This is a genomic window from Enterobacter cloacae complex sp. IR5459 (assembly GCF_049238005.1).
Classification (GTDB): Bacteria; Pseudomonadota; Gammaproteobacteria; order Enterobacterales; family Enterobacteriaceae; genus Enterobacter; species Enterobacter hormaechei_C.
On record NZ_JBMKIG010000012.1, the window covers coordinates 32,249 to 57,512 of the forward strand.

General features: G+C 55.6%; 23 protein-coding genes. 9 read left to right on the forward strand and 14 right to left on the reverse strand.

The features are described 5' to 3' along the window. Positions 1 to 302 precede the first annotated feature (302 nt). Both ACOTX4_RS20860 and ACOTX4_RS20865 read left to right on the forward strand, forming a co-directional pair. Complete coding sequence (locus tag ACOTX4_RS20860) at positions 303 to 455, forward strand: Hok/Gef family protein (protein ID WP_003860252.1); 153 nt, start codon at positions 303 to 305, stop codon at positions 453 to 455. Between the two features lie 121 nt (positions 456 to 576). Continuing rightward, positions 577 to 1,251 carry a tetratricopeptide repeat protein gene (locus ACOTX4_RS20865; protein ID WP_003860254.1) on the forward strand — a complete coding sequence of 225 codons (675 nt, stop codon included), beginning with the start codon at positions 577 to 579 and terminating at the stop codon, positions 1,249 to 1,251. Positions 1,252 to 1,334: 83 nt separating this feature from the next. On the opposite strand, the gene gltP is transcribed toward ACOTX4_RS20865, so the two are convergent. Continuing rightward, entirely contained in the window at positions 1,335 to 2,648 is a 1,314-nt protein-coding gene (gene gltP, locus ACOTX4_RS20870) for a glutamate/aspartate:proton symporter GltP (RefSeq protein ID WP_003860256.1), read from the reverse strand. A gap of 423 nt (positions 2,649 to 3,071) precedes the next feature. Between gltP and acs the strand changes: the two genes are divergently transcribed. From acs to actP, 3 genes are all read left to right on the forward strand, one after another. Beyond that, positions 3,072 to 5,030 carry an acetate--CoA ligase gene (gene acs / locus ACOTX4_RS20875; RefSeq protein WP_022650235.1) on the forward strand — a complete coding sequence of 653 codons (1,959 nt, stop codon included), beginning with the start codon at positions 3,072 to 3,074 and terminating at the stop codon, positions 5,028 to 5,030. A gap of 89 nt (positions 5,031 to 5,119) precedes the next feature. Next, positions 5,120 to 5,434, forward strand: coding sequence for a DUF485 domain-containing protein (locus tag ACOTX4_RS20880; protein ID WP_003860260.1), 315 nt, complete (start codon positions 5,120 to 5,122; stop codon positions 5,432 to 5,434). Beyond that, positions 5,431 to 7,080, forward strand: coding sequence for a cation/acetate symporter ActP (actP, locus tag ACOTX4_RS20885; protein ID WP_045331370.1), 1,650 nt, complete (start codon positions 5,431 to 5,433; stop codon positions 7,078 to 7,080). The genes ACOTX4_RS20880 and actP overlap by 4 nt, the downstream gene beginning before the upstream one ends. Before the next feature lie 32 nt (positions 7,081 to 7,112). On the opposite strand, the gene ACOTX4_RS20890 is transcribed toward actP, so the two are convergent. Beyond that, positions 7,113 to 7,802: an LrgB family protein gene (locus ACOTX4_RS20890; protein WP_032661181.1), complete on the reverse strand. Its 690-nt coding sequence runs from the start codon at positions 7,800 to 7,802 to the stop codon at positions 7,113 to 7,115. After that, the gene (locus ACOTX4_RS20895) at positions 7,795 to 8,205 is read right to left on the reverse strand and encodes a CidA/LrgA family protein (RefSeq protein WP_022650231.1); all 411 of its coding nucleotides are present in this window, start codon (positions 8,203 to 8,205) and stop codon (positions 7,795 to 7,797) included. The genes ACOTX4_RS20890 and ACOTX4_RS20895 overlap by 8 nt, the downstream gene beginning before the upstream one ends. 102 nt (positions 8,206 to 8,307) lie before the next feature. Here ACOTX4_RS20895 and ACOTX4_RS20900 point away from each other — a divergent pair, with 102 nt between their 5' ends. Then, complete coding sequence (locus tag ACOTX4_RS20900) at positions 8,308 to 9,189, forward strand: LysR family transcriptional regulator (RefSeq protein WP_023324015.1); 882 nt, start codon at positions 8,308 to 8,310, stop codon at positions 9,187 to 9,189. 59 nt (positions 9,190 to 9,248) lie between these two features. Here the strand turns inward: ACOTX4_RS20900 and ACOTX4_RS20905 are convergent, their stop codons facing one another. The 4 genes from ACOTX4_RS20905 to soxR all read right to left on the reverse strand — a co-directional run bounded on the left by ACOTX4_RS20905 (position 9,249) and on the right by soxR (position 14,132). After that, positions 9,249 to 10,895: a Na+/H+ antiporter gene (locus tag ACOTX4_RS20905; protein ID WP_003860270.1), complete on the reverse strand. Its 1,647-nt coding sequence runs from the start codon at positions 10,893 to 10,895 to the stop codon at positions 9,249 to 9,251. 152 nt (positions 10,896 to 11,047) lie between these two features. Continuing rightward, positions 11,048 to 12,397, reverse strand: a complete 1,350-nt coding sequence (ghxP, locus tag ACOTX4_RS20910; RefSeq protein ID WP_003860271.1) for a guanine/hypoxanthine transporter GhxP — start codon at positions 12,395 to 12,397, stop codon at positions 11,048 to 11,050. A 294-nt stretch (positions 12,398 to 12,691) separates the two neighbouring features. Beyond that, on the reverse strand, positions 12,692 to 13,363 hold the full coding sequence (locus ACOTX4_RS20915; RefSeq protein ID WP_045331361.1) for a glutathione S-transferase family protein: 672 nt from the start codon (positions 13,361 to 13,363) through the stop codon (positions 12,692 to 12,694). A 310-nt stretch (positions 13,364 to 13,673) separates the two neighbouring features. After that, positions 13,674 to 14,132 (reverse strand): redox-sensitive transcriptional activator SoxR, encoded by a 459-nt coding sequence (gene soxR, locus ACOTX4_RS20920; RefSeq protein WP_003860275.1) that lies wholly within the window; start codon positions 14,130 to 14,132, stop codon positions 13,674 to 13,676. A gap of 98 nt (positions 14,133 to 14,230) precedes the next feature. Between soxR and soxS the strand changes: the two genes are divergently transcribed. Beyond that, entirely contained in the window at positions 14,231 to 14,557 is a 327-nt protein-coding gene (gene soxS / locus ACOTX4_RS20925; RefSeq protein ID WP_003860277.1) for a superoxide response transcriptional regulator SoxS, read from the forward strand. A gap of 6 nt (positions 14,558 to 14,563) precedes the next feature. Here the strand turns inward: soxS and ACOTX4_RS20930 are convergent, their stop codons facing one another. Then, entirely contained in the window at positions 14,564 to 16,129 is a 1,566-nt protein-coding gene (locus tag ACOTX4_RS20930) for an EAL domain-containing protein (RefSeq protein WP_045331358.1), read from the reverse strand. Positions 16,130 to 16,394: 265 nt separating this feature from the next. Next, positions 16,395 to 17,795 (reverse strand): sensor domain-containing diguanylate cyclase, encoded by a 1,401-nt coding sequence (locus ACOTX4_RS20935; protein WP_003860281.1) that lies wholly within the window; start codon positions 17,793 to 17,795, stop codon positions 16,395 to 16,397. A 443-nt stretch (positions 17,796 to 18,238) separates the two neighbouring features. Here ACOTX4_RS20935 and ACOTX4_RS20940 point away from each other — a divergent pair, with 443 nt between their 5' ends. After that, positions 18,239 to 18,520 (forward strand): YjcB family protein, encoded by a 282-nt coding sequence (locus tag ACOTX4_RS20940; RefSeq protein WP_421635424.1) that lies wholly within the window; start codon positions 18,239 to 18,241, stop codon positions 18,518 to 18,520. A gap of 61 nt (positions 18,521 to 18,581) precedes the next feature. Here ACOTX4_RS20940 and ssb1 read toward each other — a convergent pair whose 3' ends face one another. Then, entirely contained in the window at positions 18,582 to 19,106 is a 525-nt protein-coding gene (ssb1, locus tag ACOTX4_RS20945; RefSeq protein ID WP_003860284.1) for a single-stranded DNA-binding protein SSB1, read from the reverse strand. A 251-nt stretch (positions 19,107 to 19,357) separates the two neighbouring features. Between ssb1 and uvrA the strand changes: the two genes are divergently transcribed. Next, positions 19,358 to 22,180 carry an excinuclease ABC subunit UvrA gene (gene uvrA / locus ACOTX4_RS20950; RefSeq protein ID WP_003860287.1) on the forward strand — a complete coding sequence of 941 codons (2,823 nt, stop codon included), beginning with the start codon at positions 19,358 to 19,360 and terminating at the stop codon, positions 22,178 to 22,180. 3 nt (positions 22,181 to 22,183) lie between these two features. Here uvrA and ACOTX4_RS20955 read toward each other — a convergent pair whose 3' ends face one another. From ACOTX4_RS20955 to tyrB, 4 genes are all read right to left on the reverse strand, one after another. Further along, positions 22,184 to 22,537: an MmcQ/YjbR family DNA-binding protein gene (locus ACOTX4_RS20955; protein WP_003860288.1), complete on the reverse strand. Its 354-nt coding sequence runs from the start codon at positions 22,535 to 22,537 to the stop codon at positions 22,184 to 22,186. 2 nt (positions 22,538 to 22,539) lie between these two features. Next, on the reverse strand, positions 22,540 to 22,956 hold the full coding sequence (locus tag ACOTX4_RS20960) for a secondary thiamine-phosphate synthase enzyme YjbQ (protein WP_017382627.1): 417 nt from the start codon (positions 22,954 to 22,956) through the stop codon (positions 22,540 to 22,542). A 112-nt stretch (positions 22,957 to 23,068) separates the two neighbouring features. Beyond that, positions 23,069 to 23,782, reverse strand: a complete 714-nt coding sequence (aphA, locus tag ACOTX4_RS20965) for an acid phosphatase AphA (protein ID WP_003860292.1) — start codon at positions 23,780 to 23,782, stop codon at positions 23,069 to 23,071. Positions 23,783 to 24,041: 259 nt separating this feature from the next. Further along, positions 24,042 to 25,235: an aromatic amino acid transaminase gene (gene tyrB / locus ACOTX4_RS20970; RefSeq protein ID WP_421635425.1), complete on the reverse strand. Its 1,194-nt coding sequence runs from the start codon at positions 25,233 to 25,235 to the stop codon at positions 24,042 to 24,044. Positions 25,236 to 25,264: the final 29 nt, after the last annotated feature.

Sequence of the window (25,264 nt, forward strand, 5' to 3'; positions counted from 1 at the left end):
AATAAAGGGAGTGATATATTCACTCCCTTTTTATTTCCGATTAATTCATAAGAAATAGAAATTATTATTCTGGAAAGCGGCTCGCAGAAATAATGTAATTTACGCAGAATAGAATTACATCTTTGCATTTTAATTCAGAGGGATAAGATGTGCGGCGGGTGCTTAAGACTTTCTGTCTTGAGCATTGTTGAGGGACAGAAAGTAGAAAGCCCCGGGAAATTTTCATTTACCCGAGGCTACTCCCTCAACTCCAACAAGTTGAGAGTAGCCTCTTATTCTTTTTTTGACAAGGAGTAAAAGGCATGACGCCATTAAAAACTGCGTTAGGCATCGTCTTTATTGTTTGCCTGACGATAGTGATCTTTACCTTTATTACTCGCGGCAGGCTCTGCGAGTTTTCAATAAAGAGTGAACATCAGGAGGTGGCGGCGAAATTAGCCTGTAACGCAGGCTAACCTCTTCGGGCGGAACGCGTGTTCCGCCCGGCTTGTGGGATGCTGAGGTCTTAACGCACCCGTTTTTTTCTTCTGTCGCCGCGATTATACTGCGCGGCGTGTACCCAGATGATAAGAATCCATGAAAATCCTTTTTCTGATGTTGTTATTTTTAACCGCGTTTGCCCATGCCGATGAGATAGGCAGCCAGTATAAAAAGCAGGCTGAAGCGGGCGATGCGCGCGCGCAGTATTATCTCGCCGATACCTGGTTCAGTTCCGGCGACAGCGCGCAGGCGGCGCTGTGGGCGGAAAAAGCGGCAAAAGGCGGTGATGTCGACGCCATGGCGCTGCTGTCGCAAATCCACTTTTCGCAGGGTGACTATGCGCAGGCTAAAGCCCTGGCCCAACAGGCAAACATTGCGGGCAGCAAACGCGGCGCGATCATGCTGGCGCGTGTGCTGGTGAACACGCAGGCGGGCAAAACCGACTACCCGCAGGCCATCGCACTGCTGCAATCGGCGACCGAAGACATCGATAGCGACTCGGCGGTAGACGCGCAACAGCTGCTGGGGCTGATCTATGCCAACGGCGTTGAAGTTCCTCAGGATGACGTGCAGGCCGCATCGTGGTTCAAGCGGAGTTCGGCTCTGTCCCGGACGGGCTATGCGGAGTACTGGGCAGGAATGCTGTTCAGGCAGGGTGAGAAAGGCTTTATCACACCGAATAAGCAGAAAGCGCTTTACTGGTTAAACCTGAGCTGTACCGAAGGGTTTGATACCGGGTGTGAAGAGTTTGATGCATTGAGCGGGGAGTAAATTGTTGCCCGGTGGCGCTGCGCTTACCGGGCCTACGGCTTATGCAGGCCGGGTAAGGCGAAGCCGCCACCCGGCTTTTTACATCACTGGTCAGCCGTTTTATCAAAACGACCCAGTACCTCGCGTTCATACGCCAGCGCTTTTTTACGGTCGAACTTGTGTTCCCACTTAGCGATTACCAGTACCGCCAGGGCATTACCCACCACGTTCAGCGCGGTACGCGCCATGTCGAGGATACGGTCCACACCGGCAATAAACGCCAGGCCTTCCAGCGGAATACCGACGCTGCCCAGCGTCGCCAGCAGCACCACGAAGGAGACGCCCGGCACGCCTGCGATCCCTTTTGAAGTCACCATCAGCGTCAGAACCAGCACGATTTCCTGCCACAGCGACAGGTCAATGCCGTACAGCTGCGCGATAAAGATCGCTGCAATACTCTGATACAGCGTTGAACCATCCAGATTGAAGGAGTAACCGGTCGGTACAACGAAGCTGGTAATGGACGCCGGCGCACCGTAGGCCTCCATCTTCTCAATGATACGCGGCAGTACGCTCTCGGAGCTTGCCGTGGAGTACGCCAGAATCAGCTCATCCTTCAGGATGCGGATCAGGATCCAGATGCTGAGCCCGCACAGGCGCGCCACAATGCCCAGCACCACCAGCGCGAAGAACAGAATCGCGAAGTGCACCAGAATCACCAGCTTCGCCAGCGGCCACAGGGAGGCAAAGCCGAAGTTCGCTACGGTCACCGCAATCAGCGCGAACACCCCGACCGGCGCATAACGCATCACCATGTGGGTGACTTTGAACATGGTTTCGGAGATAGAGCGGAACACGGTCACCAGCGGTTCACGGTGCGTCGCGGGCAGGGAAGAAAGCCCCAGGCCAAAGAGTACCGAGAAGAAGATGATCGGCAGCATCTCGCCCTTCGCCATGGACGCGATAATGTTGGTCGGTACCAGCGAGAGAATAGTCCCCATCAACCCATGCGAATGGCTCTGCACATCGGCGGTTGTGCTTTGGTATTTCGAAATATCCACCGTCGCCAGCTGCGACATATCGATCCCGGCACCAGGCTGGAACACGTTCGCCAGGGTGATGCCAAGAACGATGGCAACCGTGGTGATCACTTCGAAATAGAGAATGGTTTTAACGCCGATGCGGCCTAACTGTTTCGCATCACCAACACCCGCGATACCGACCACCAGCGTCGAGATCACAATCGGCACAACAATCATCTTGATCAGATGAATAAAGATATCGCCCGCAGGGGAGAGAAGGTTCGCAATCAGCCACTCGCGACTGTCGCTATGATAATGGAGGTAACTGCCCAGCAAGATGCCCAGCACAAGGGCCAGCAGGATCTGCCAGGCCAGGCTGACTTTCAAATTTTTCATAGAAACTGACTTCCTCAATGAAATCTCCGCACCATCAAAACTGCATGAATATGGAGACATACTGAAAGGGTATGAATTGTGTTGCGTTGGTTTATGGGATTTTTTAACGCGCCGTATGAGTATCATTTGCACGGCATGCTGCGCAAGCCTTAAAGAACAAGGCATTTCACTGCAAAAAGTGTCATTGTCGGTAATTTATAGCAATTCGCATAAATAACCGTTTGTTATACAAAATATTTTCACTTCAAAAAAGTGAATAATTCTTCAGATGAATTATTTCCCTTCAAAGTTTCATTCGCTCAATTTTCATACTCTTCAGACATTGCGTGATCTGTCGCCCAAATACTAAACAAAGCTTGTAAAGCCCCTACTATTAACGTTTTTGCGACATATTATTAACATCTTACAAGGAGAAAAAAAGCCATGAGCCAAATACACAAACACGACATTCCCGCAAACATTGCGGACCGTTGCCTGATAAGTCCGGAGCAGTACCAGGAGAAATACCAGCAGTCCGTTTCCAGCCCTGACGCGTTCTGGGGTGAGCAGGGTCACATCCTCGACTGGATCAAACCTTATCAGAAGGTAAAGAACACCTCTTTCGCGCCGGGCAACGTCTCCATTAAATGGTATGAAGACGGCACGCTGAACCTGGCGGCGAACTGCCTGGACCGCCATCTTGCCGAACGCGGCAACGAAACGGCCATCATCTGGGAAGGCGACGATGCCTCTCAGAGTAAACACATCTCGTATAAAGAACTGCATCGCGACGTGTGCCGCTTTGCCAACGTGCTGCTGGCCCAGGGCATTAAAAAAGGCGATGTAGTGGCGATCTATATGCCAATGGTGCCGGAAGCGGCGGTGGCTATGCTGGCCTGCGCGCGCATCGGCGCGATCCACTCCGTTATCTTCGGCGGCTTCTCGCCGGAGGCGGTTGCCGGGCGTATTGTCGACTCGAATTCGAAGCTGGTGATCACCGCTGACGAGGGCGTGCGCGCCGGGCGCGGTATTCCGCTGAAGAAAAACGTTGATGAAGCGCTGAAAAACCCGAACGTGAAATCCATCAGTAACGTCATTGTCTTCAAACGCACGGGCGGCAAAATCGACTGGCACGAGGGGCGTGACCTGTGGTGGAGCGATCTGATTGAAAAAGCGAGCGACCAGCATCAGCCGGAAGAGATGAACGCGGAAGATCCGCTGTTTATTCTTTATACCTCCGGCTCCACCGGTAAGCCGAAAGGCGTGCTGCATACCACCGGCGGCTATCTGGTTTACGCGGCCACCACCTTTAAATACGTTTTCGACTACCATCCGGGCGACATCTACTGGTGTACCGCCGACGTGGGCTGGGTCACCGGCCACAGCTACCTGCTGTACGGCCCGCTGGCCTGCGGCGCAACGACGCTGATGTTTGAAGGCGTACCGAACTGGCCAACGCCGGCGCGTATGTGCCAGGTGGTTGATAAGCATCAGGTCAACATTCTCTACACCGCGCCAACGGCGATCCGCGCATTAATGGCGGAAGGCGATAAAGCCATCGAAGGCACGGACCGCTCTTCCCTGCGCATCCTCGGCTCCGTGGGCGAGCCGATCAACCCGGAAGCCTGGGAGTGGTACTGGAAGAAGATCGGCAACGAGAAGTGCCCGGTGATGGACACCTGGTGGCAGACCGAAACCGGCGGCTTTATGATCACCCCGATGCCGGGCGCCACGCAGCTGAAAGCCGGTTCGGCCACCCGTCCGTTCTTCGGCGTACAGCCTGCACTAGTGGATAACGAAGGCAATCCGCAGGAAGGCGCCACCGAGGGCAATCTGGTGATCGTCGATTCCTGGCCTGGCCAGGCGCGTACCCTGTTCGGCGACCACGAGCGCTTCGAGCAGACCTACTTCTCGACCTTCAAAAACATGTACTTCAGCGGCGACGGCGCGCGCCGGGATGAAGACGGTTATTACTGGATCACCGGACGCGTGGACGACGTGCTGAACGTCTCTGGCCACCGTCTGGGCACGGCGGAGATTGAGTCTGCGCTGGTGTCGCATCCGAAGATTGCCGAAGCGGCGGTTGTCGGCATTCCGCACAACATCAAAGGCCAGGCGATCTACGCCTACGTCACCCTGAACCACGGCGAAGAGCCGTCGCCAGAGCTGTATACCGAGGTGCGCAACTGGGTGCGTAAAGAGATCGGCCCGCTTGCCACGCCGGACGTGCTGCACTGGACCGACTCGCTGCCGAAAACCCGTTCCGGCAAGATTATGCGCCGTATCCTGCGCAAAATCGCGGCAGGCGACACCAGCAACCTCGGTGATACCTCAACGCTCGCGGATCCTGGCGTGGTGGACAAACTGCTCGAAGAGAAGCAGGCCATCGCAATGCCTTCATAATTTTTTTCTCCCTCTCCCCTCACCCTAACCCTCTCCCCATAGGGGAGAGGGGATAAAACAAACCAACCTTACTTCTGGAGATTTCTGTGATGAATAACGATATTTGTCAGCAGATAGAGAATAGTGCGCACTACAGGGAGCTCGTCGAAAAACGGCAACGGTTTGCCTTCTTGCTTTCCATCATCATGCTGATTATCTACGTCGGCTTTATTCTGCTGATCGCCTTTGCCCCCCAGTGGCTCGGCACGCCGCTGCACGCCGGAACCAGCGTCACGCGCGGTATCCCGATTGGCATTGGCGTGATTGTGATTTCATTCCTGCTGACCGGCGTCTACGTCTGGCGCGCGAACGGCGAATTCGATCGTCTCAATAAAGCGGTACTGCAAGAGGTAAAAGCATCATGAAGCGAGTCCTGACGGCGCTTGCCGCCACACTTCCCTTTGCCGCCCACGCGGCAGATGCCCTTACCGGCGAGGTCCAGCGCCAGCCTACCAACTGGCAGGCGATTGTTATGTTCCTGATTTTCGTCGTGCTGACGCTGTACATCACCTACTGGGCGTCAAAGCGCGTGCGCTCCCGTAACGATTACTACACCGCGGGCGGCAATATTACCGGCTTCCAGAACGGGCTGGCGATTGCGGGCGATTTTATGTCTGCCGCCTCCTTCCTCGGGATTTCCGCGCTGGTCTATACCTCCGGCTATGACGGCCTGATCTACTCCCTCGGATTCCTCGTCGGCTGGCCGATCATTCTGTTCCTGATTGCCGAGCGCCTGCGTAACCTTGGCCGCTATACCTTTGCGGACGTGGCCTCCTATCGTCTGAAGCAAGGCCCTATCCGCATGCTCTCTGCCTGCGGTTCGCTGGTAGTGGTGGCCCTGTATCTGATCGCTCAGATGGTGGGTGCAGGCAAGCTGATCGAGCTGCTGTTCGGCCTCAACTACCACATCGCGGTGGTGCTGGTGGGCGTGCTGATGGTGATGTATGTCCTGTTCGGCGGCATGCTGGCCACCACCTGGGTACAGATCATCAAGGCGGTACTGCTGCTGTTCGGCGCCAGCTTTATGGCCTTTATGGTGATGAAGCACGTTGGGTTCAGCTTCAATAATCTGTTTACCGAAGCCATGTCAGTGCATCCGAAAGGGGAAGCGATCATGAGCCCGGGTGGGCTGGTGAAAGATCCGATATCCGCGCTCTCGCTCGGTCTCGGCCTGATGTTCGGTACCGCAGGTCTGCCGCATATCCTGATGCGCTTCTTCACGGTGTCAGATGCGCGTGAAGCGCGTAAGAGCGTGTTCTACGCCACCGGGTTTATGGGCTACTTCTACATTCTGACCTTTATCATCGGCTTTGGCGCGATCATGCTTGTGGGGGCGAACCCGGCGTTTAAAGACGCGGCGGGCGCGCTTATCGGCGGTAACAACATGGCGGCGGTGCATCTGGCCGACGCGGTGGGCGGCAACCTGTTCCTTGGCTTTATCTCTGCCGTGGCCTTCGCCACCATCCTCGCGGTGGTTGCAGGGCTGACGCTGGCCGGCGCGTCGGCGGTCTCGCATGACCTCTACGCCAACGTTTTCCGTAAAGGCGCGAGCGAGCGCGATGAGCTAAAAGTCTCCAAAATCACCGTGCTGGTGCTGGGCGTCGTCGCCATCCTGCTGGGGATTTTGTTCGAGAAGCAGAACATCGCCTTTATGGTCGGGCTGGCCTTCTCGATTGCGGCAAGCTGTAACTTCCCGATCATTCTGCTCTCAATGTACTGGTCAAAACTGACCACCCGTGGGGCGATGATTGGCGGCTGGCTGGGGCTGCTGACGGCGGTGATCCTGATGATTCTGGGCCCAACGATTTGGGTGCAGATCCTCGGTCACGAAAGCGCTATCTTCCCGTATGAATACCCGGCGCTGTTCTCCATTGCCGTGGCGTTTGTCGGTATCTGGGTCTTCTCGGCTACCGACAATTCGCCGGAAGGTAACCTGGAGCGCGAGAAATTCCGCGCCCAGTTTATTCGTTCACAAACCGGTCTTGGCGTTGAGCAGGGCCGCGCGCACTAAACCTTTCTCCCCGGCCATTCTGGCCGGGGAGCTTAAAACATCACCCACGCCACCAGCGGTGCGATCAGCACCATCGTGACGCCCGAAAGCATCATCACCAGGCTCGCGACAACGCCCTCCTGCTGTCCCAGCTCATAGGAACGTGCCGTGCCCGCGCCGTGCGACGCCGCGCCAAATCCCGCGCCTTTGGCCATTCCTTCCCGAATAGAAAGCCGCAGAAACAGCATATCGCCCACCGCCATCCCAAAGACGCCCGTCACCACCACAAACAGCGCCACCAGATCCGGCTGGCCACCGAGCGGTTTGGCGGCTGCCAGCGCAAACGGCGTGGTCACCGAACGCACCGCCAGGCTGCGCTGGATTTCATCCGACAGGGTAAACAGCCGCGCCAGCCAGACCGAGCTGCTCACCGCCACCACCGTCGCGGTGACGACGCCCGCGCTGAGCGACATCCAGTGGCGTCTGATAATAGCGAGGTTGTCATAAACGGGTACGGCGAAGGCAATGGTCGCCGGGCCGAGCAGCCACAGCAGCCAGTGGGATTCGCCAATGTAGTTCTGCCAGGAGATATGGCCGAAGACCAGCATCAGCACCAGCAGGATCGGCGTAAAGACCAGCGGCATCAGCGGCAGCGCGCGAAAGCGGCGATACAGGCGCTTGTTGGCAAAGTAGATGACGACTGTCGCAATCAGGCACAGCAGGCTTATCTGAAAGTTAGTCATGCTTCTGCCTGCTGATTTCAAAGCGATACACCTTATCCACCACCCAGGCGGTGGCGCCCAGCACCATCAGCGTGCTCAGGGCGATAACCGCAAAGATGCGCCAGCCGTCGACCATCAGCAGTTGTGCATAATTCACCACCGCCACCACGGCCGGCACAAAGAACAATAGCATCTCCGCCAGCAGCCAGCGCGCCCCGGCGCGCACCCAGTTAAGGGGCAACGCGCGACAGAGGATCAGCGTCAGCATCAGCACCATCCCCACCAGGTTGGCGGGTAAAGGCAGATGCAGCCAGTCGACAAGATATTCCGCGAAAACAAACAGTCCCGCGTAGAGCAGTACCTGAACCGGTACCTGAAGTCGTTGCACAACGGCAGGCGTAACACGGCTTAACGCCACGGCCATGGGGGTTTTCCTCAGAAATGAGACGAGGCGCCAGTATAGTGAGCGTACGGTATCGACTGAAATGAATTAAAATCATCGAAGGTATAGTTTCGAGGAATAATCATGGACATAAGAACGCTGCGCTATTTTGTCGAGGTGGTTCGCCAGCAAAGTTTTACTCGCGCAGCGGAGAAGTTATTCGTAACCCAGCCGACCATCAGCAAGATGCTGAAAAACCTCGAAGATGAGCTGAACTGTACGCTGCTGATCCGCGACGGGCGCAAGCTACTGCTGACCGATACCGGTCGCGTAGTGTTCGAGCGCGGGCTGGCCATTCTGGCAGAGTTCCGCCAGCTGGAGGCCGAGCTTGGGGACATCAACCACCTGACAAAAGGGCTGCTGCGGCTCGGTATTCCGCCGATGGTCGGCATGATGATGGCCGGGCCGATAAGCCTGTTTCGTCAGCGCTACCCCGGCGTTGAGCTAAAAATTTCTGAATTTGGCGGCCTGACCGTGCAGCAGGCGGTGATGAACGGTGAACTGGATGTAGCCATGACGGCCCTTCCCGTAGAGGAGGAAAGCGGCCTGGCGACGCTGCCGCTGTTCAGCCACCCGCTGTGCGTGCTGGTGCCGCGCTCCGGCGACTGGCTGAAGATAGACGCAGTAAAACCCGAGCTGCTCGGCGAACACCCGCTGCTGATTTACAACGAAGATTTTGCCTTAAGCCGCCAGCTGATGGCGCTGTTTAACCAGCACAACGTAAAGCCGCGCATTGCGGTGCGCAGCGGCCAGTGGGATTTTCTGGCGGCGATGGTACAGGCGGGCGTGGGGATTGCCATTCTGCCGCAGCCGATCTGCGAGCGGCTGGATAAAAACACGCTGCGCTGGATCCCGCTGGAGAGCGACCTGCACTGGCAGCTGGGGATGATCTGGCGTGAAGGGGTCTATCTGTCGCACAGCGCGCAGGCGTGGTTGCAATGCTGTGAGGGGTTTTGGGTGCCCTGACCCCTCACCCCAACCCCTCTCCCCATAGGGCGAGGGCTAGGGTGAGGGGGCAAAGCGCGCTACTGATTCTCTATCAACAACGCTTCCAGCAGGTCCAGATCGTGCAGCAGCTTTTGCAGCGTCTCGTTACTGATCTGCCGCGTCGCGCGCAGGTGATACAGCTCGGCACGCTCGGAGCGCAGCGCCGCCAGGCGGAAACGGCGTTCGAGGTTCTCTTCCTGCAACGAACTTTCCACGTCGTTACGTCCGTCAGCACGGCGACGCAAATTACCAATCACGCGTGAACTGACTTCCTTCAGCAGCTGGTTATCAATGTTCTCTTCGGCATCGGCGGCCAGACGCTCCTCCATTTTCTCGATGGCGACAATCGCCACTTCCGCCGTCGCCGCACGGGCAATCCGCTCTTCTTTGTGCTGTTGCGAGGAGTCACCCGCGTCAATATGTTGCAGCAGAATCGGCAGCATAATCACGCCGACAAACAGCGAGAAGAGGATCACGCCTGCCGCCAGGAACACCAGCTCGTAGCGCGCCGGGAAGACGTCGCCCGTCGGCAGAAGCAGAGGAATGGAGAGCACACCAGCAAGGGTGATCGCCCCGCGAACGCCCGCGAAAGAGGCAATCAGCAGCTCGCGCGTGGTCCACGAGCCAAACTCCATCGGCTTTTTGGTCAGGAAGCGAACGCTGAATTTCTTCATCGTCCACAGCCAGCCGAAACGTACCAGCATCAGCGCAAGGTAGATGAGCACGATATCGGTAAATAGCATCCAGACTTCAACGTTTGGATCCGCTTCGGCCGCAATCAGCGAGGATTCCATAATGCCCGGCAGTTGCAGGCCCAACAGCAGGAACACCATGCCGTTAAAGACAAACTCGAGCATCGCCCAGGTACTGTTTGCACGCAGGCGCATCGCCAGCGGTGCGCGGCGCATCACGCCGGAGCGGGTGATGGTCATCCCCGCAGCTACCGCCGCCAGAATGCCCGACACGCCGATATGTTCGGCAATCAGGTAAGAGGCGAACGGCAGCAGGAACAGCAGGACGATCTGCGTCGCCGGTTCATCACCACCCCAGCGGCTAAGGAAGCGCAGCGAGCGTCCGTACAGCCAGCTCACTACGAAGCCCGCGAGGATACCGCCAATCGCCACCTTGAAGAATTCCAGGGTCGCGCCGCCTACGGTAAAGACCATCGTGCCCATGGCAACCGCCACGGCAAACTTCAGGGCGACCAGGCCAGAGGCGTCGTTCATCAGCGCCTCGCCCTGCAAAATGCCCATGATTTTCTTTGGAATGCGCCCTTCACCCACAATGCCGGACAGCGCCACGGCGTCGGTAGGCGACAGCACGGCAGCCAGCGCAAAGGCGGGGATGAGCGGGATCCCTGGTACGGCCCAGTAGATCAGGAAACCAATCCCGACCACGGTGACGACCACCAGCGCCAGCGCCAGGCCGAAGATCTCTCGCCCGTGCTCCAGAAATTCGCGCGTCGGCGTTTTCCAGCCATCGGCAAACAGCAGCGGCGGGATAAACAGCACGAGAAACAGTTCCGGATCGAACTCCACGTGCAGACCGAACGTCGGCCACGCCAGCAGCGCGCCGATAGCTATTTGCATTAAGGGCAGGGGGACCTGGAAGGGCAGTACGCGTGTAACCACCCCGGATAATGAGACCACAAGGGTCATGATGAGTATTGTGAAGAAAATTTCCATGCGTTCCCTGTTTGCTGTGTTTCTTATAAGCCAAACCTGAGGCGTCGTGCCTCTTATTCTATCCTCTCCAGAGTAACGTAAAAGGCAACAGGATGAGTCCTGAAAATAAAAACGGGCGGCCTTAGCCACCCGTTTTCGCATAAAAAGTCAATTCAGATGGCCCAGCCGCCCGCGTAGAACGCCACCAGCGCAACGGCGATGACCACGGTCCCAATGTTCAGCTTGCGCCACTCACCGGAGACCAGACGCCCAATCACCAGCGAGGCGAAGCCGATCATAATGCCGGTCACGATGTTACAGGTCAGCACGATGAATACCGCAGTGATCAGGCCGGACATGGCATCAACAAAATCCGCGAAGTCGATTTTCGCCACGTTGCTCAGCATCAGCAGGCCAACGTACATCAGCGCAGGTGCGGTCGCGTAAGCTGGCACCAGATAAGAGAGCGGAGAGAGGAACAGGATCAGCAGAAACAGTACGCCAACGGTGATGGCCGTCAGGCCGGTTTTACCGCCCGCCGCCGTACCCGCTGCGGACTCGATGTACACCGCCGCAGGCGCCGCACCCACCAGACCAGAGAAAACGCTGCTCAGGGAGTCGGTGGTCAGCGCTTTGCCGCCGTCAATAATCTGTCCGTCTTTATCCAGCAGGTTCGCCTGACCGGCCACCGCGCGGATGGTGCCGGTGGCGTCAAATACCGCGGTCATTACCAGCGCCAGCACGCTTGGCAGGATCACCGGGTTCAGCGCGCCCATAATATCCAGGCTGCCAATCAGGGAGTTGCCTTTGTCATCGCTCAGCGACGGCATGGCGAAAATCCCGGAGAAATGAACGGTCGGGTCGAAGATCAGGCCGACGATGGACACGCCGATAATGGTCAGCAGAATGCCGCCCGGCACTTTCAGTTTTTCCAGGCCAATGATCACCGCCAGACCCACCAGCGACATGATCACCGGGAAGCTCGCGAAGTTACCCAGCGCAACCGGCAGGCCGTCCAGCGGGTTCTTGATGACCAGGCCGACGCCGTTGGCAGCGATCAGCAGCAGGAACAGACCAATACCGATGCCGGTGCCGTGCGCCACGCCCTGCGGCAGGTTGCGCAAAATCCAGCTACGAATGCCGGTTGCTGAAATTACGGTGAACAGCACGCCCATCAGGAACACGGCGCCGAGCGCTACCGGGACGCTGATCTGCTGGCCCAGCACCAGGCTGAAGGCGGTAAATGCGGTCAGGGAGATGGCGCACCCGATCGCCAGAGGCAGGTTCGCCCACAGGCCCATCACAATCGAACCCACACCCGCAACCAGGCAGGTGGCAACGAAGACCGCCGCTGGCGGGAAGCCCGCTTTGCCGAGCATGCCCGGCACCACGATGACGGAGTACACCATCGCCAGAAACGTGGTCAGACCGGCAACAACTTCCTGGCGCACGGTGCTGCCGCGAGCAGAAATTTTAAACATGGCGTCAAGTGAACCGCCGGTACGCGCAGATGGCGTAGACATAGAAAACATCCCCTGAGAGTTTTTTAGGAAGTCCGTAAGCGAGGTGGAGACGCCACTGCCAGCTAAACGTCAAATCCTTGTGTTGCGTTTGCGACGAAAGGGCGTCACAGAAAAAGCAAACGTTTAGCTCCGCGCTTACAAACGGGTGGTCAAATTAAGGCAAACGATTATCTAGCCTAATACCCGCCCTTTTCAACTGAACTTTCTCGTTTTTCGCTAAAATTGCCTCATGACGATGAAGAATTAAGCAGAGGATGCGCAAACGTTATCGTCCATGCGCAATTTCGTTAAATTTCATCCCTCGCCGGGGATCGTCAGCGGGCCGCCTTTCGCAAGCGTTGTCTGCCAGCCCGGACGTGCCTCCACTCTCTGTTTCCACGCCGCTATGTGGTCGAGATTGTCGATGCCGCCTCTCGCCAGCAGGGCGAAGAGGGGAAAACTCATCTGGATATCAGCCATGGTCAGCGTGTCGCCGGCAAACCAACTGTTTTCGGCAAGATGATCGTTAATAAAGTGCGCATGCGTTTCCAGCTGGCGGTTGAGATACGCTTTTTGCACCCCCTGCCCCAGCGCCTTACCCAGCGTGCGCAGGCCAAACGGGACGGGTGGTTTGCCGAGGCTGTTAAACACCAGCTTCATTAACAGTAGCGGCATCAAAGACCCTTCGGCGTAATGCAGCCAGAAGCGATACTGCACTTTATGGGCGGGATCTAACGGTTTGAATCGTGACGCCGAATCGTACGTTTCCTGAAGATATTCCAGAATCGCACCTGATTCGGCCAGAACCAGTCCGTTATCTTCGAGTACCGGGGATTTTCCCAGCGGATGCACTTTTTTGAGCGAGTCTGGCGCGAGCATGGTTTTTTCGCGCTGGTAGCGCACGATGTCGTACGTCAGACCCAGCTCTTCCAGCGCCCAGAGGACACGATGTGAACGAGACTGATTAAGGTGGTGGACCGTTAGCATGATGTTCTCCGATGATTCATACTTTTTAACTATAGAAAACTGAACAACTTCACGAAAAAAATTCGGCTAAAATCTCACCGTCTCCGGTGGCAAAAACGGCGGCCGGGCATAAAATTAAAGTGTCAGTACAAACCGGAACCTCCTTCACAAGCTCGACACGAGGGGTACTGATGTCGGGGGAAACCCTCCCGTGAGCCAGCGGGATAGAGAGAAAGACAAAGACCGGAAAAAACTAAAGCGCCCTTAGTGGCGCTTTAGTTCTTTATGTTTGTTGCCGGGTGGCGGCTGCGCCTTACCCGGCAAACACCTCTCAATCCTCCTCCAGCAACCGTGCCCCTGTTCCCTGCTCGCCCAGCCTGTCACCCGGGTTACGCAGCGGGCAATCGCTACGTGATAAACACCCGCAACCAATGCAGCCATCCAGTTCATCGCGCAGGGCCACCAGCGTGTGAATACGACGATCCAGTTCTTCTCGCCACTGGGACGACAGCTGCTTCCACTCTTTCGCGCTCAGTGAGTGCCCTTCCGGCAATACGCCGAACGCGTCACCAATGGTGGCCAGAGGAATGCCGATACGTTGCGCAATTTTGATAATCGCCACGTAGCGGAGCACATCGCGCGTGTAGCGCCGCTGGTTTCCGGCGTTACGGATACTTTTTATTAACCCTTTGCTTTCATAGAAGTGGAGCGCCGACACCGCCACACCGCTTCGCTTAGCCACTTCACCGGGGGTTAACAGTGCTTTGATGCGCGGTAATCTCTTTTCCATAAAACCTCTTTACCTCAAGTTAACTTGAGGAATTATACTCCCCCGCAGAGAAAATGACGAATCAACCAGGACAGATGTCTCCACAGAGGGGTAACCTTATGTCGCATCAGCAAATTATTCAGACACTTATTGAATGGATTGATGAACATATCGACCAGCCGTTGAACATTGATGTGGTCGCTAAGAAGTCGGGCTATTCGAAATGGTATTTACAGAGAATGTTCCGCACCGTAATGCATCAAACGCTGGGTGATTACATTCGCCAGCGCAGGCTCCTGCTGGCGGCGCAGGCGTTACGCTCAACGCAGCGGCCCATTTTTGATATCGCAATGGATCTGGGCTATGTGTCGCAGCAGACCTTTTCCCGCGTCTTCCGCCGCGAGTTTGACCGTACGCCGAGCGACTACCGCCATCAGCTCAATTAATGCGTGTTAACGCAAGGGTTGCTGCTGCCAGGCCATAAATGCCTGGGGCGGCATCGCTTTCGCGAAGTGCCATCCCTGGCAATACTGTACGCCACGCTTCAGCAGCCAGCTCACCTGCTCCCCCGTCTCGACCCCTTCCGCAATGGTTTTCAGCCGCAGGCTTTGCGCCATCTCAATGATGTGCTCGGCAATCAGGTGGCTGGTGCTGTTGGTGGTTAAGGTATCGATAAAGGATTTGTCGATTTTCAGGATATCGACGTTCAGTGAATAGAGGTTATGCAGGTTAGAGTAGCCGGTTCCGAAATCATCAATCGCCACTTCATACCCCGCCTGACGAAACGCCTGAATGACCGGCGTGGTTTTCGGCACGTCAATAAACCCCCGCTCCGTCACCTCAATTTTGATTTGCTGCGCGCGAACCGAGTAAAAGCGGGCTTTGTCGGAGATCAGGGCGATAAGACGCGAAGAGTGGAAATCTGACGCCGACAGGTTAATCGAGACATACAGATCGGGATGAGCGGCAAGAAAATGGCCCAGATCGCTGAACACCTCCTCAACGACGTAATCCGTAATGCGCTCAATCATCCCCTCTTTTTCTGCCAGGGGAATAAATTCCGCCGGGCTCATAACCTGACCGTTGAATCCAGGCCAGCGCAACAACGCCTCTGCCCCCACGCACTGGTTATTTTTAATATCAATAATGGGCTGATAATGGACGCACAGCTGGCGTTTATTCAGCGCCCGGTGCAGAAGTCGGCCAGGCGAATTGAATTCACGGTGTGTACGCGACCACACCAGCAGAATAATAATGCTGCAAATTATCCCTAGCGGTAGCGTCAGGGTAGCCTGATGATAAAGCGTTTTATAAAAACGGGCACTGGAGGTAGAAACGATGGCCGCAATGGGCCGCTGCTCTGATTTTACGATCGTATAAAAACGGTCATCTTTCTGAAAAGTCGTTTCCTGATGTCGAAGCATCGAATGCAATAAAGAAATATTGGCTTTCTGGCTCACAGAAAAGAATGCATTGCTGACGGTGTCATACACTCCCCACGACAGGGAACGATCGTCTGACATCACCTCACTGTACGAAAGCGGGTTGACCACTGCGACATAATTTCCGCGCTGCATATATATCATTTTATAACCATTAAAAAATGGTGTATCGCGAAAATAATAGATAGCAACGTCGGGTTTACGTGTGTAATTGGCAGCGGGGATGATGTAAGGGTGTTTCGGCGTAAAAAGGGTCGAGCAGAGAAAGTCCTGGCCATCAGCATAAATTAAATCGGCAACAAAAAGGCGACCGCGGGAAACGTTCAACATATATTGACGATGCTCCGGCGTACACACTTTGCCCTGATATTTTTCCGCGTCTTTCCGGGCCAGGTCAACCTGTTGAATAACCCGTTCAGTTTTATTTAAAGCAAGTTCAGCAAACGTGCGCAGCTGGGCGCTGATTTCCGACACTGCACTAAGCTGGGCAAACCATAGCGCAAGCATCACCGGCAGCATAACTACCATGATAATCCCGACCACTTTAAGCATTTTGCGCCGCGCGCTACGATTCATTTCCCGCTCTGTATCCCTGCATGTTGTACGCCTGTAGCAATGAAGACCGGCTGCTTTGATAAACAGGTGATTACGTTGCATGAATCATAGGAAGTTAGCAACTGACTTTTGGTATTAAAAATCCTAAAATTCGTGATGCCGATAATATTTTCCCGTAAGCCAAACTAAAAGTATTCATTTCGTTTCTGATAAGGAAAATAATTACCCGCGACAGGTGTGGAAAATTCGCTGGCTGAAATAGCCTGCTCTTTGTTCTTATGCTGATTTATAAATAATCAGACGCCAGGACCGTTTTTCCTCTTCCCGTACGCTTGGCGTCATATAATGCCTTATCGGCACGCATCAGTATGGCAGAAGTATCTCGTTGCCCCTGACAGACTTCAACCACCCCGGCGCTGAAGGAGAGTACCAGCGTTTTATCGCCCACACGCAGCGGTTTTGAGATCAGCGCGGCACGCAGGCGAGAAGAGAGCAACGTAGCGGCCATACCATCCGTACGCGCCAGCAGAAGAACAAACTCTTCGCCCCCCACCCGTCCCAGCGCTGACCCGGCCGGGCTCACCTCGCGAATACGGTCGCAAAAGTGAATCAATGCCGCATCGCCAACCTGATGTCCCCACCGATCGTTAATCTGCTTGAAATAATCGAGATCGAACATCAGGAGACAGAAGTGGCTACTGACATCCTGCGGCGAACTGGCTGCCAGCGCCATTTTGAGCTGCTGTAAGATTGTCGAGCGATTCAGACAGCCCGTCAGATCGTCCGTGGTGGCTTTGACGGTCAGCTGCTGTTCTGCTTTTTTACGTTCGGTGATATCCAGGCCAATATTGAGAATGGAGTTATCCGGCAAAAGGATGTTTGACCAGAGAATCGTTAACTGCGTCCCGTCTTTACGCACCGGGTGCCATTCGTACATATCCTTAAGTGGTGCGAAACGAACCGACTCCTGCACGCGCTGTCGCTCCTCGGGATCCGGATAAAACAGGGCCAGTGGATCGGGGTGCTCGTCGATTTCAGTCATACTCCAGCCAAAGACTTTTTCGCATTCGGCATTCCACAATACACACCGGTTATGCCTGTCAAAGGCGTTCATTAATACCGGCGCACGCTCAAATAAGGTTTTATATTGCGTGACGACACGCTGCATTTCTTGCGCCGTTTTTTCCCGCACGATGATGTCATCAAAATAATCTTTTAGCTTCTCAACCAATACCACCACGATATTTTTCAGTATCGGCAACGAGGTAAGTTTTCCATTAAAAGCCAAAAAGAAATAACCACTGCACTGTCTGCCATGCGCTGAGAGTTTACACAGAACGCCGCTTTGCAGCCGCGCATAGCCCGGGTGCTGAGGGGAAAATACCGCCCGGCCAATATGCGCTTTCCAGTAGATAACGCGCCAGGCGCGGTGATGCCGCTGCAACAGGGTGCTGGCAAGAAAATCCGCCACGTTGAAGGCGTGACACGTCACGTCGCCGGCACAAACCACGCGCGGCCCGTCTGCGGATTCGACACTGACCCACGAGAGATTTGCCCCCAGAGCGCTGTTGATGGTTTCCAGCATTTCCACCGGCGAACACTGCGCGTTGAGTTGCGGCATCAGCTTCGCCAGGGCGTGCAGCGCCTGCATGCTGTCGTTAATAATCTCGCGTCTTTGTTCTTTCATTATCTTTTCGCAGGTCATTAATCGAGAGAGCAACCGCAATAACTCATATCTGAATAAAAGAATAAGACCACGAAATCAAAGAGCATGCTGAGTGTAAAACAAAGAATATAAAATCCAAAAAAGGCAATTAATTCAATGCGATGAATTATTTCTGCGGGTACATTTATTGTTCCACACAAGCATAATCCATAGACATACTGCTGTAAACGCTATACAGCCGAAGGTGTTTTGCAAAGGTTTTGCTATCTGAATGAATTAAAAATAAAAATTCCGACCAGACGCGGATACGAGCGACGACGATATATTTTCCCTGGTAATAAACCCACTTTTACCTCACGCGGATACTGGCTAATAAAACAGCAAATGTGATATAGTTCACACATCTTATGTAACGAGAAACATTGTTTCATTCCAGTTCGTCTGTTTTGTCGAGGATGAGTTTTATGGCAACCATTACCACCAGCATGGTGCTCCTGCGCTGGCCGTTGTTGAGCGCGGTTTTGATGTTCCTGGCCAGCACGTTAAACATTCAGTGCCGAAAGTCCGACTACGCAGGTCTTGCTGTGATTAGCACCCTGTTAGGGTTAGGCGCCGCATGCTGGTTCGCAACAGGTTTGCTCGGTATTACGCTGGTGGATATAGCCGCCGTCTGGGAAAACATTAAAGTGGTGATGGTTGAAGCCATGAGCCACACCCCACCAGACTGGCCGATGGTGATTACCTGATAGCCTGTTATAAAAAAACCCAGACATTGTCTGGGTTTTTTGTGTTTAACGCGTCTGGATATCAGAACGGGATATCGTCGTCGAAGTCCATTGGCGGTTCGTTAGACGGTGCCGGAGCAGACTGCTGCTGCGGACGGGACTGCGCGCCGCCGCTAAACTGATTGCCGCCCTGCGGCTGCTGAGGCTGGCCCCAACCGCCCTGCTGCTGGCCGCCACCTGCCGGTGCGCCGCCGCCCTGACGGCCACCCAGCATCTGCATGGTGCCGCCAACATTCACCACCACTTCCGTGGTGTATTTTTCCTGACCGGATTGATCGGTCCATTTGCGGGTACGCAGTTGGCCTTCAATGTAAACCTGAGAGCCTTTACGCAGATACTCACCGGCCACTTCAGCCAGTTTGCCAAACAGCACAACACGGTGCCATTCGGTCTGCTCTTTCATTTCACCGGTCGCTTTATCACGCCAGGATTCGGAAGTAGCCAGCGTAATGTTGGCAACTGCGCCACCACTCGGCATGTAGCGTACTTCCGGGTCCTGGCCCAGATTACCGACGAGAATCACCTTGTTTACGCCTCTGCTGGCCATGTTCGTGTCTCCTGAATACGTTTCTTAATAGTGTAAACGCGCGAGTGTACCATTTCCATGCGACACTTTGATAGTTGCGTAGCATGTTCCAGAGTTCTCTCGCGGACTCGACATTGTTACACAGTGAATCAGAAAATGCATTCCAATACTGTATATTCAAACAGGTCATTTTGTGTCATAATTAGCCGTTTCTGACAGCCGTTTGTCCTTCAAACAAATCAGGCAATCCGTGTTCCAACCGGGAAAGGTGAATGGATAAGATCGAAGTTCGGGGCGCCCGCACCCACAATCTCAAGAATATCAACCTCATAATCCCTCGCGACAAACTCATCGTCGTGACCGGGCTTTCGGGGTCTGGCAAATCCTCACTGGCTTTCGACACTTTGTATGCCGAAGGACAGCGTCGTTACGTTGAATCGCTCTCGGCGTACGCGCGTCAGTTCCTGTCGCTGATGGAAAAACCGGATGTCGACCACATTGAAGGGTTGTCTCCTGCTATCTCCATTGAGCAGAAATCCACGTCGCATAACCCGCGATCCACGGTCGGTACCATTACCGAAATCCATGACTACCTGCGTCTGCTGTATGCGCGCGTGGGCGAGCCGCGCTGCCCGGATCACGACGTTCCGCTGGCGGCCCAGACCGTCAGCCAGATGGTGGATAACGTGCTGTCGCAGCCGGAAGGCAAACGCCTGATGCTGCTGGCGCCAATCATTAAAGAGCGTAAGGGCGAACACACTAAAACGCTGGAAAATCTGGCAAGCCAGGGCTATATCCGCGCCCGTATCGACGGCGAAGTGTGTGACCTGTCCGATCCGCCAAAGCTGGAGCTGCAAAAGAAACACACCATCGAAGTGGTGATTGACCGGTTTAAGGTACGTGAAGATCTGGCGACGCGTCTGGCGGAATCCTTTGAAACGGCGCTGGAACTGTCGGGCGGCACGGCGGTGGTGTCAGACATGGACGATGCAAAAGCGGAAGAGCTGCTCTTCTCCGCCAACTTTGCCTGCCCGATTTGCGGCTACAGCATGCGCGAGCTGGAACCGCGCCTGTTCTCGTTCAACAACCCGGCGGGCGCGTGCCCGACCTGTGACGGCTTGGGCGTTCAGCAGTATTTCGACCCTGATCGCGTGATCCAGAATCCGGAGCTGTCGCTGGCGGGTGGCGCCATTCGCGGCTGGGACAAGCGTAACTTCTATTACTTCCAGATGCTGAAGTCGCTGGCGGAGCACTACAAGTTCGACGTTGAAGCCCCGTGGGCCAGCCTGAGCGCGAACGTACATAAAGTGATCCTGTTCGGTTCCGGCAAAGAGAACATTGAGTTCAAGTACATGAACGATCGCGGTGACACTTCCGTGCGTCGCCACCCGTTCGAAGGGGTGCTGCACAACATGGAGCGCCGCTACAAAGAGACCGAATCCAGCGCGGTGCGTGAGGAGCTGGCGAAGTTCATCAGCAACCGCTCCTGCGCCACCTGCGAGGGCACGCGCCTGCGCCGCGAAGCGCGACACGTGTTTGTCGAAAACACGGCGCTGCCGACCATCTCAGACATGAGCATCGGCCACGCGATGGACTTCTTCAACAACCTGAAGCTCTCCGGCCAGCGCGCGAAAATCGCTGAAAAAGTGCTGAAAGAGATCGGCGATCGCCTCAAGTTCCTCGTGAACGTTGGCCTGAACTACCTGACGCTTTCCCGCTCGGCTGAAACGCTCTCCGGCGGTGAAGCCCAGCGTATCCGTCTGGCGAGCCAGATTGGCGCAGGCTTAGTCGGCGTGATGTACGTGCTGGATGAGCCGTCTATCGGCCTGCACCAGCGCGACAACGAACGCCTGCTCGGCACGCTGGTTCACCTGCGTAACCTTGGCAACACTGTGATTGTGGTTGAGCACGACGAAGACGCCATTCGCGCCGCTGACCACGTGATCGACATCGGCCCGGGCGCTGGCGTGCACGGCGGACAGGTGGTGGCAGAAGGGACGCTGAAAGACATTATGGCGGTGCCCGAGTCGCTGACCGGCCAGTACATGAGCGGCAAGCGCAAAATTGAAGTACCAAAACAGCGCGTGGCGGCGAACCCGGAAAAAGTGCTGAAGCTAACCGGGGCGCGCGGCAACAACCTGAAGGACGTGACCCTGACGCTGCCTGTCGGGCTGTTCACCTGCATCACCGGCGTGTCCGGTTCCGGTAAATCGACGCTGATCAACGATACGCTGTTCCCGATTGCGCAGACGGCGCTGAACGGCGCGACGCTGGCTGAACCTGCACCGTACCGCGACATTCAGGGGCTGGAGCATTTCGACAAGGTTATCGACATCGACCAGAGCCCGATTGGCCGTACGCCGCGTTCCAACCCGGCGACCTATACCGGCGTCTTTACGCCCGTACGTGAACTCTTTGCCGGCGTGCCGGAAGCGCGTTCGCGCGGCTACACGCCAGGACGTTTCAGCTTTAACGTGCGCGGCGGCCGTTGTGAAGCGTGCCAGGGCGACGGCGTAATCAAGGTTGAGATGCACTTCCTGCCGGATATCTACGTGCCGTGCGACCAGTGCAAAGGCAAGCGCTATAACCGTGAAACGCTGGAGATTAAGTACAAAGGCAAGACCATCCACGAAGTGCTGGATATGACCATCGAAGAGGCGCGCGAGTTCTTTGACGCCGTCCCTGCGCTGGCGCGTAAGCTGCAAACCCTGATGGATGTGGGTCTGACCTATATCCGTCTGGGGCAGTCAGCGACAACGCTGTCCGGTGGTGAAGCGCAGCGCGTGAAGCTGGCGCGTGAGCTGTCTAAACGCGGTACCGGTCAGACGCTGTACATTCTGGATGAGCCGACCACCGGCCTGCATTTTGCGGATATCCAGCAGCTGCTGGACGTGCTGCACCAGCTGCGCGATCAGGGCAACACCATCGTGGTGATTGAGCACAACCTGGACGTGATTAAAACCGCGGACTGGATTGTCGATCTCGGCCCGGAAGGCGGCAGCGGCGGCGGTGAAATCCTCGTCTCCGGTACGCCAGAGACCGTTGCAGAGTGCGAAGCCTCGCACACCGCGCGCTTCCTCAAACCGTTGCTGTAATCGTTACACGGAGAGCTGCTGTCGGATCGTTTCCGGCAGCAGTTCTACCGCCTGTTGATACGACGCATCCACCAGGTAGTAAATTTGCGAATCTGGCAGCGAGCCGTCGAGAAACACCGTACTCCAGTGTGCTTTATTCAGATGCTTGCTAGGCCTGACATCATCGTGCTGCTGGCGCAGTAAGTCGGCCAGTTCAGGACTGGTTTTCAGTGATGCCGCAGGCCGCGCATCCACCTCTTTCACCATCGCGAACAACACATCCCCCACTTTGATCTGCGTGGCTTTCCAGTCGCTGTGTACGCTTTGTTCCGCCCCCGGCTTGCTCATGCAGTACTGAAGTATCTCCGAAATTGTCATCTTTATTCCCCTTGTAGCGTTGCGATAATTTTACGCGAACCACCGTGAATGCGATGTTCTCCCAGCCAGATCCCCTGCCACGTTCCCAGCTGTAGCCGTCCGTTGTGGACCGGCAGCATCAGCGAGACGCCCAGCAGGGAGGATTTAATATGCGAAGGCATATCGTCCGCCCCCTCATAGTCATGCTCATAAGGCGCGTTGTCCGGGACGCTCTTCAGAAAATGGTGCTCCATGTCGGACCGGACGGTGGGATCGCAATTTTCATTAAGCGTGAGAGAAGCAGACGTGTGCTGAAGCAGCAGATGCAGCAAACCCGTTTTGACGCGCGACAGGTCGCGGATTTGCCCGATGACTTCGTCCGTCACAAGGTGAAATCCGCGTGGTTTTGCGCTTAAGGTCAGGGTCTGTTGATACCACATGTGCTGCTCCATTATGAAAGGTGAATCTTTCTAAGTGTGCAGCAAGAAAGCGAAAGGTAAAACCCGCGCAGCGAGATTTGCTTAAAAAAGCATTCACCCCGCCGTTAATACATCAGTATTCAGAGTTAACAATCACCTCTTCACCAAATTTTCCGGCCATCGGCAGCGGTCGGTAGGTGGAGTTCGAGGCGCGTAACACCCTGATGCCTCTGGCTCCCACGTCGTGCGCCGCGGTGATGTCGTTATCTGAATCCCCGTAGAACACTTTGATATTTTTCTTTTCCAGCCACTGGGTTTTGGTGTTTTGCCCTTCCTGGTCCCCGGCAAAAATGACCGGATTCATGCTGGCCGCCGGGATCAGAAAATCATCCTGTAGCGTTTTCGAGACGGTTTCGGTTTTGGTCTGGCTACGTCCGGTCACGAAGTAAATGCTGTCGCCGCGCTTTACGTGCATGGCGATCAGCGCGCGGGCAACCTCTTTCGGGATACTGAACTCATCCCAGCCGTTGTTCATCTTTTCCCAGAATTCCGGGTTTTTCAGATAGGCTTCGCTGTCCGGGGAGTACGTTTTTTTGCCGCGCCAGAAACCGGGGCTGGAGAAGAGAACGGTATCGTCAATATCGAAGCCCACGGCCATCGGCGGGCGACCCGTCAGGCTGTTTTCAATTTGTGCCACTGAAACCCAGTGAATGGGGGCCTGTTCGGCAAGAATGGCGGCGGTGGTGCCGGTGTAAAGCGGCGTGGGTGCAGAAGCCCGCGCAACAACGGTACTATTAAGCGAGAACAATAAGCAGGCGGCGCTGAGCGCCAGTGTGATCTTGCGCATATTTTCCCCTGAATATTCAGTTTGTTATCTTTTTATTTTGAGCGGATGGTCAAAAAACTATCCGACCATAACCCCAGCGGGAGGGGAAGGAAAGGAGTTTTTACTTATGGCGCTTAATAAAAAGAAGACGATCACAAAGTGTGGATGAGTGATGTAGGCCCGGTAAGGCGCAGCCGCCACCGGGCAAGATTTTCTGCGGTCTGATGCCCTCACCCCAGCCCTCTCCCACAGGGAGAGGGAGATAATAAGTAGTGAGTACTTACATCACAGCTGCAAACGCCTGCGCCACGCGCTGGACGTTGCTGGCATTCAGACCCGCCACGCACATACGGCCGCTGGCGATCAGGTAGACACCGAACTCTTCACGCAGGCGATCGACCTGCGCTGCGCTCAGTCCGGTGTAGCTGAACATCCCGCGCTGCTTGAGAAGATAATCAAAGTTATGCCCAGGCACGGCCTCTTTCAGGACGTTAACCAGCTCCTGACGCATCGACAGGATGCGCTTACGCATCGCTTCCACTTCCGCAAGCCAGGTGGCTTTCAGTGTTTCGTCACCGAGAACTGTCGCCACCACCTGCGCACCAAAGTTCGGCGGGCTGGAGTAGATCCGGCGGACCGTCGCTTTCAGCTGGCCGAGTACGCGTCCCGCGGCTTCGGCGTCTTCACACACCACGGACAGACCGCCAACGCGCTCGCCGTACAGGGAGAAGATTTTTGAGAAGGAGTTGCTGACCAGAGCGGGAAGCCCCGCGCTGGCAATCGCGCGAATGGCGTAGGCGTTTTCCTCCATGCCCGCGCCAAAGCCCTGATAGGCGATGTCGAGGAACGGGATCAGGTTACGCGCCTTCAGTACCTCGATCACCGCATCCCACTGGGCATTGGTGAGGTCCGCACCCGTCGGGTTATGGCAGCACGGATGCAGCAATACGATACTGCGCTCCGGCAGGGTGTTCAGTTTTTCCAGCAGCGCATCAACGCGCACGCCGTTCGTTTCGCTGTCGAACCACGGATAGGTTTCAACCTTAAAGCCCGCGCCCTCGAAGATCGCAACGTGGTTTTCCCACGTCGGGTCGCTGACCCACACGCCGGAATCCGGGAAGTACTTTTTCAGGAAATCTGCGCCTACCTTCAGCGCACCCGAGCCACCCAGCGTCTGGATAGTCGCCACGCGCTTTTGCGCGAGCACCGCGTGGTCCGCACCAAACAGCAGCGGCGCGATAGTGTTGCGGTAGGTGTTTAATCCTTCCATCGGCAGATAAAGCGAAGCACCGTGCGGGGTTGCGTTAAGACGCGCTTCAGCTTCGGCAACGGCTTTCAACTGAGGAATGATGCCGTCTTCGTTGTAGTAAAGACCAATGCTGAGGTTCACTTTGTCGCTGCGAGGATCTTCTTTGAAACGCTCCATCAAGGAGAGGATAGGGTCGCCGGCGTAGGCGTCTACTTTCTGAAACACGCGATGTTCTCCGGATTATTATGAGGCAG

Excerpts from the sequence above, each read along its gene's own strand:
- uvrA (WP_003860287.1), top strand. The coding sequence starts at position 19,358 with ATGGATAAGATCGAAGTTCGGGGCGCCCGCACCCACAATCTCAAGAAT.
- ACOTX4_RS20905 (WP_003860270.1), bottom strand. The coding sequence starts at position 10,895 with ATGGAAATTTTCTTCACAATACTCATCATGACCCTTGTGGTCTCATTA.
- gltP (WP_003860256.1), bottom strand. The coding sequence starts at position 2,648 with ATGAAAAATTTGAAAGTCAGCCTGGCCTGGCAGATCCTGCTGGCCCTT.
- ACOTX4_RS20940 (WP_421635424.1), top strand. The coding sequence starts at position 18,239 with ATGGCAACCATTACCACCAGCATGGTGCTCCTGCGCTGGCCGTTGTTG.
- ACOTX4_RS20860 (WP_003860252.1), top strand. The coding sequence starts at position 303 with ATGACGCCATTAAAAACTGCGTTAGGCATCGTCTTTATTGTTTGCCTG.
- actP (WP_045331370.1), top strand. The coding sequence starts at position 5,431 with ATGAAGCGAGTCCTGACGGCGCTTGCCGCCACACTTCCCTTTGCCGCC.
- soxS (WP_003860277.1), top strand. The coding sequence starts at position 14,231 with ATGTCGCATCAGCAAATTATTCAGACACTTATTGAATGGATTGATGAA.
- ACOTX4_RS20900 (WP_023324015.1), top strand. The coding sequence starts at position 8,308 with ATGGACATAAGAACGCTGCGCTATTTTGTCGAGGTGGTTCGCCAGCAA.
- ssb1 (WP_003860284.1), bottom strand. The coding sequence starts at position 19,106 with ATGGCCAGCAGAGGCGTAAACAAGGTGATTCTCGTCGGTAATCTGGGC.
- ACOTX4_RS20865 (WP_003860254.1), top strand. The coding sequence starts at position 577 with ATGAAAATCCTTTTTCTGATGTTGTTATTTTTAACCGCGTTTGCCCAT.
- ACOTX4_RS20960 (WP_017382627.1), bottom strand. The coding sequence starts at position 22,956 with ATGTGGTATCAACAGACCCTGACCTTAAGCGCAAAACCACGCGGATTT.
- ACOTX4_RS20880 (WP_003860260.1), top strand. The coding sequence starts at position 5,120 with ATGAATAACGATATTTGTCAGCAGATAGAGAATAGTGCGCACTACAGG.
- ghxP (WP_003860271.1), bottom strand. The coding sequence starts at position 12,397 with ATGTCTACGCCATCTGCGCGTACCGGCGGTTCACTTGACGCCATGTTT.
- acs (WP_022650235.1), top strand. The coding sequence starts at position 3,072 with ATGAGCCAAATACACAAACACGACATTCCCGCAAACATTGCGGACCGT.
- ACOTX4_RS20935 (WP_003860281.1), bottom strand. The coding sequence starts at position 17,795 with ATGAAAGAACAAAGACGCGAGATTATTAACGACAGCATGCAGGCGCTG.
- ACOTX4_RS20895 (WP_022650231.1), bottom strand. The coding sequence starts at position 8,205 with ATGGCCGTGGCGTTAAGCCGTGTTACGCCTGCCGTTGTGCAACGACTT.
- ACOTX4_RS20955 (WP_003860288.1), bottom strand. The coding sequence starts at position 22,537 with ATGACAATTTCGGAGATACTTCAGTACTGCATGAGCAAGCCGGGGGCG.
- aphA (WP_003860292.1), bottom strand. The coding sequence starts at position 23,782 with ATGCGCAAGATCACACTGGCGCTCAGCGCCGCCTGCTTATTGTTCTCG.
- soxR (WP_003860275.1), bottom strand. The coding sequence starts at position 14,132 with ATGGAAAAGAGATTACCGCGCATCAAAGCACTGTTAACCCCCGGTGAA.
- ACOTX4_RS20915 (WP_045331361.1), bottom strand. The coding sequence starts at position 13,363 with ATGCTAACGGTCCACCACCTTAATCAGTCTCGTTCACATCGTGTCCTC.
- ACOTX4_RS20890 (WP_032661181.1), bottom strand. The coding sequence starts at position 7,802 with ATGACTAACTTTCAGATAAGCCTGCTGTGCCTGATTGCGACAGTCGTC.
- ACOTX4_RS20930 (WP_045331358.1), bottom strand. The coding sequence starts at position 16,129 with ATGAATCGTAGCGCGCGGCGCAAAATGCTTAAAGTGGTCGGGATTATC.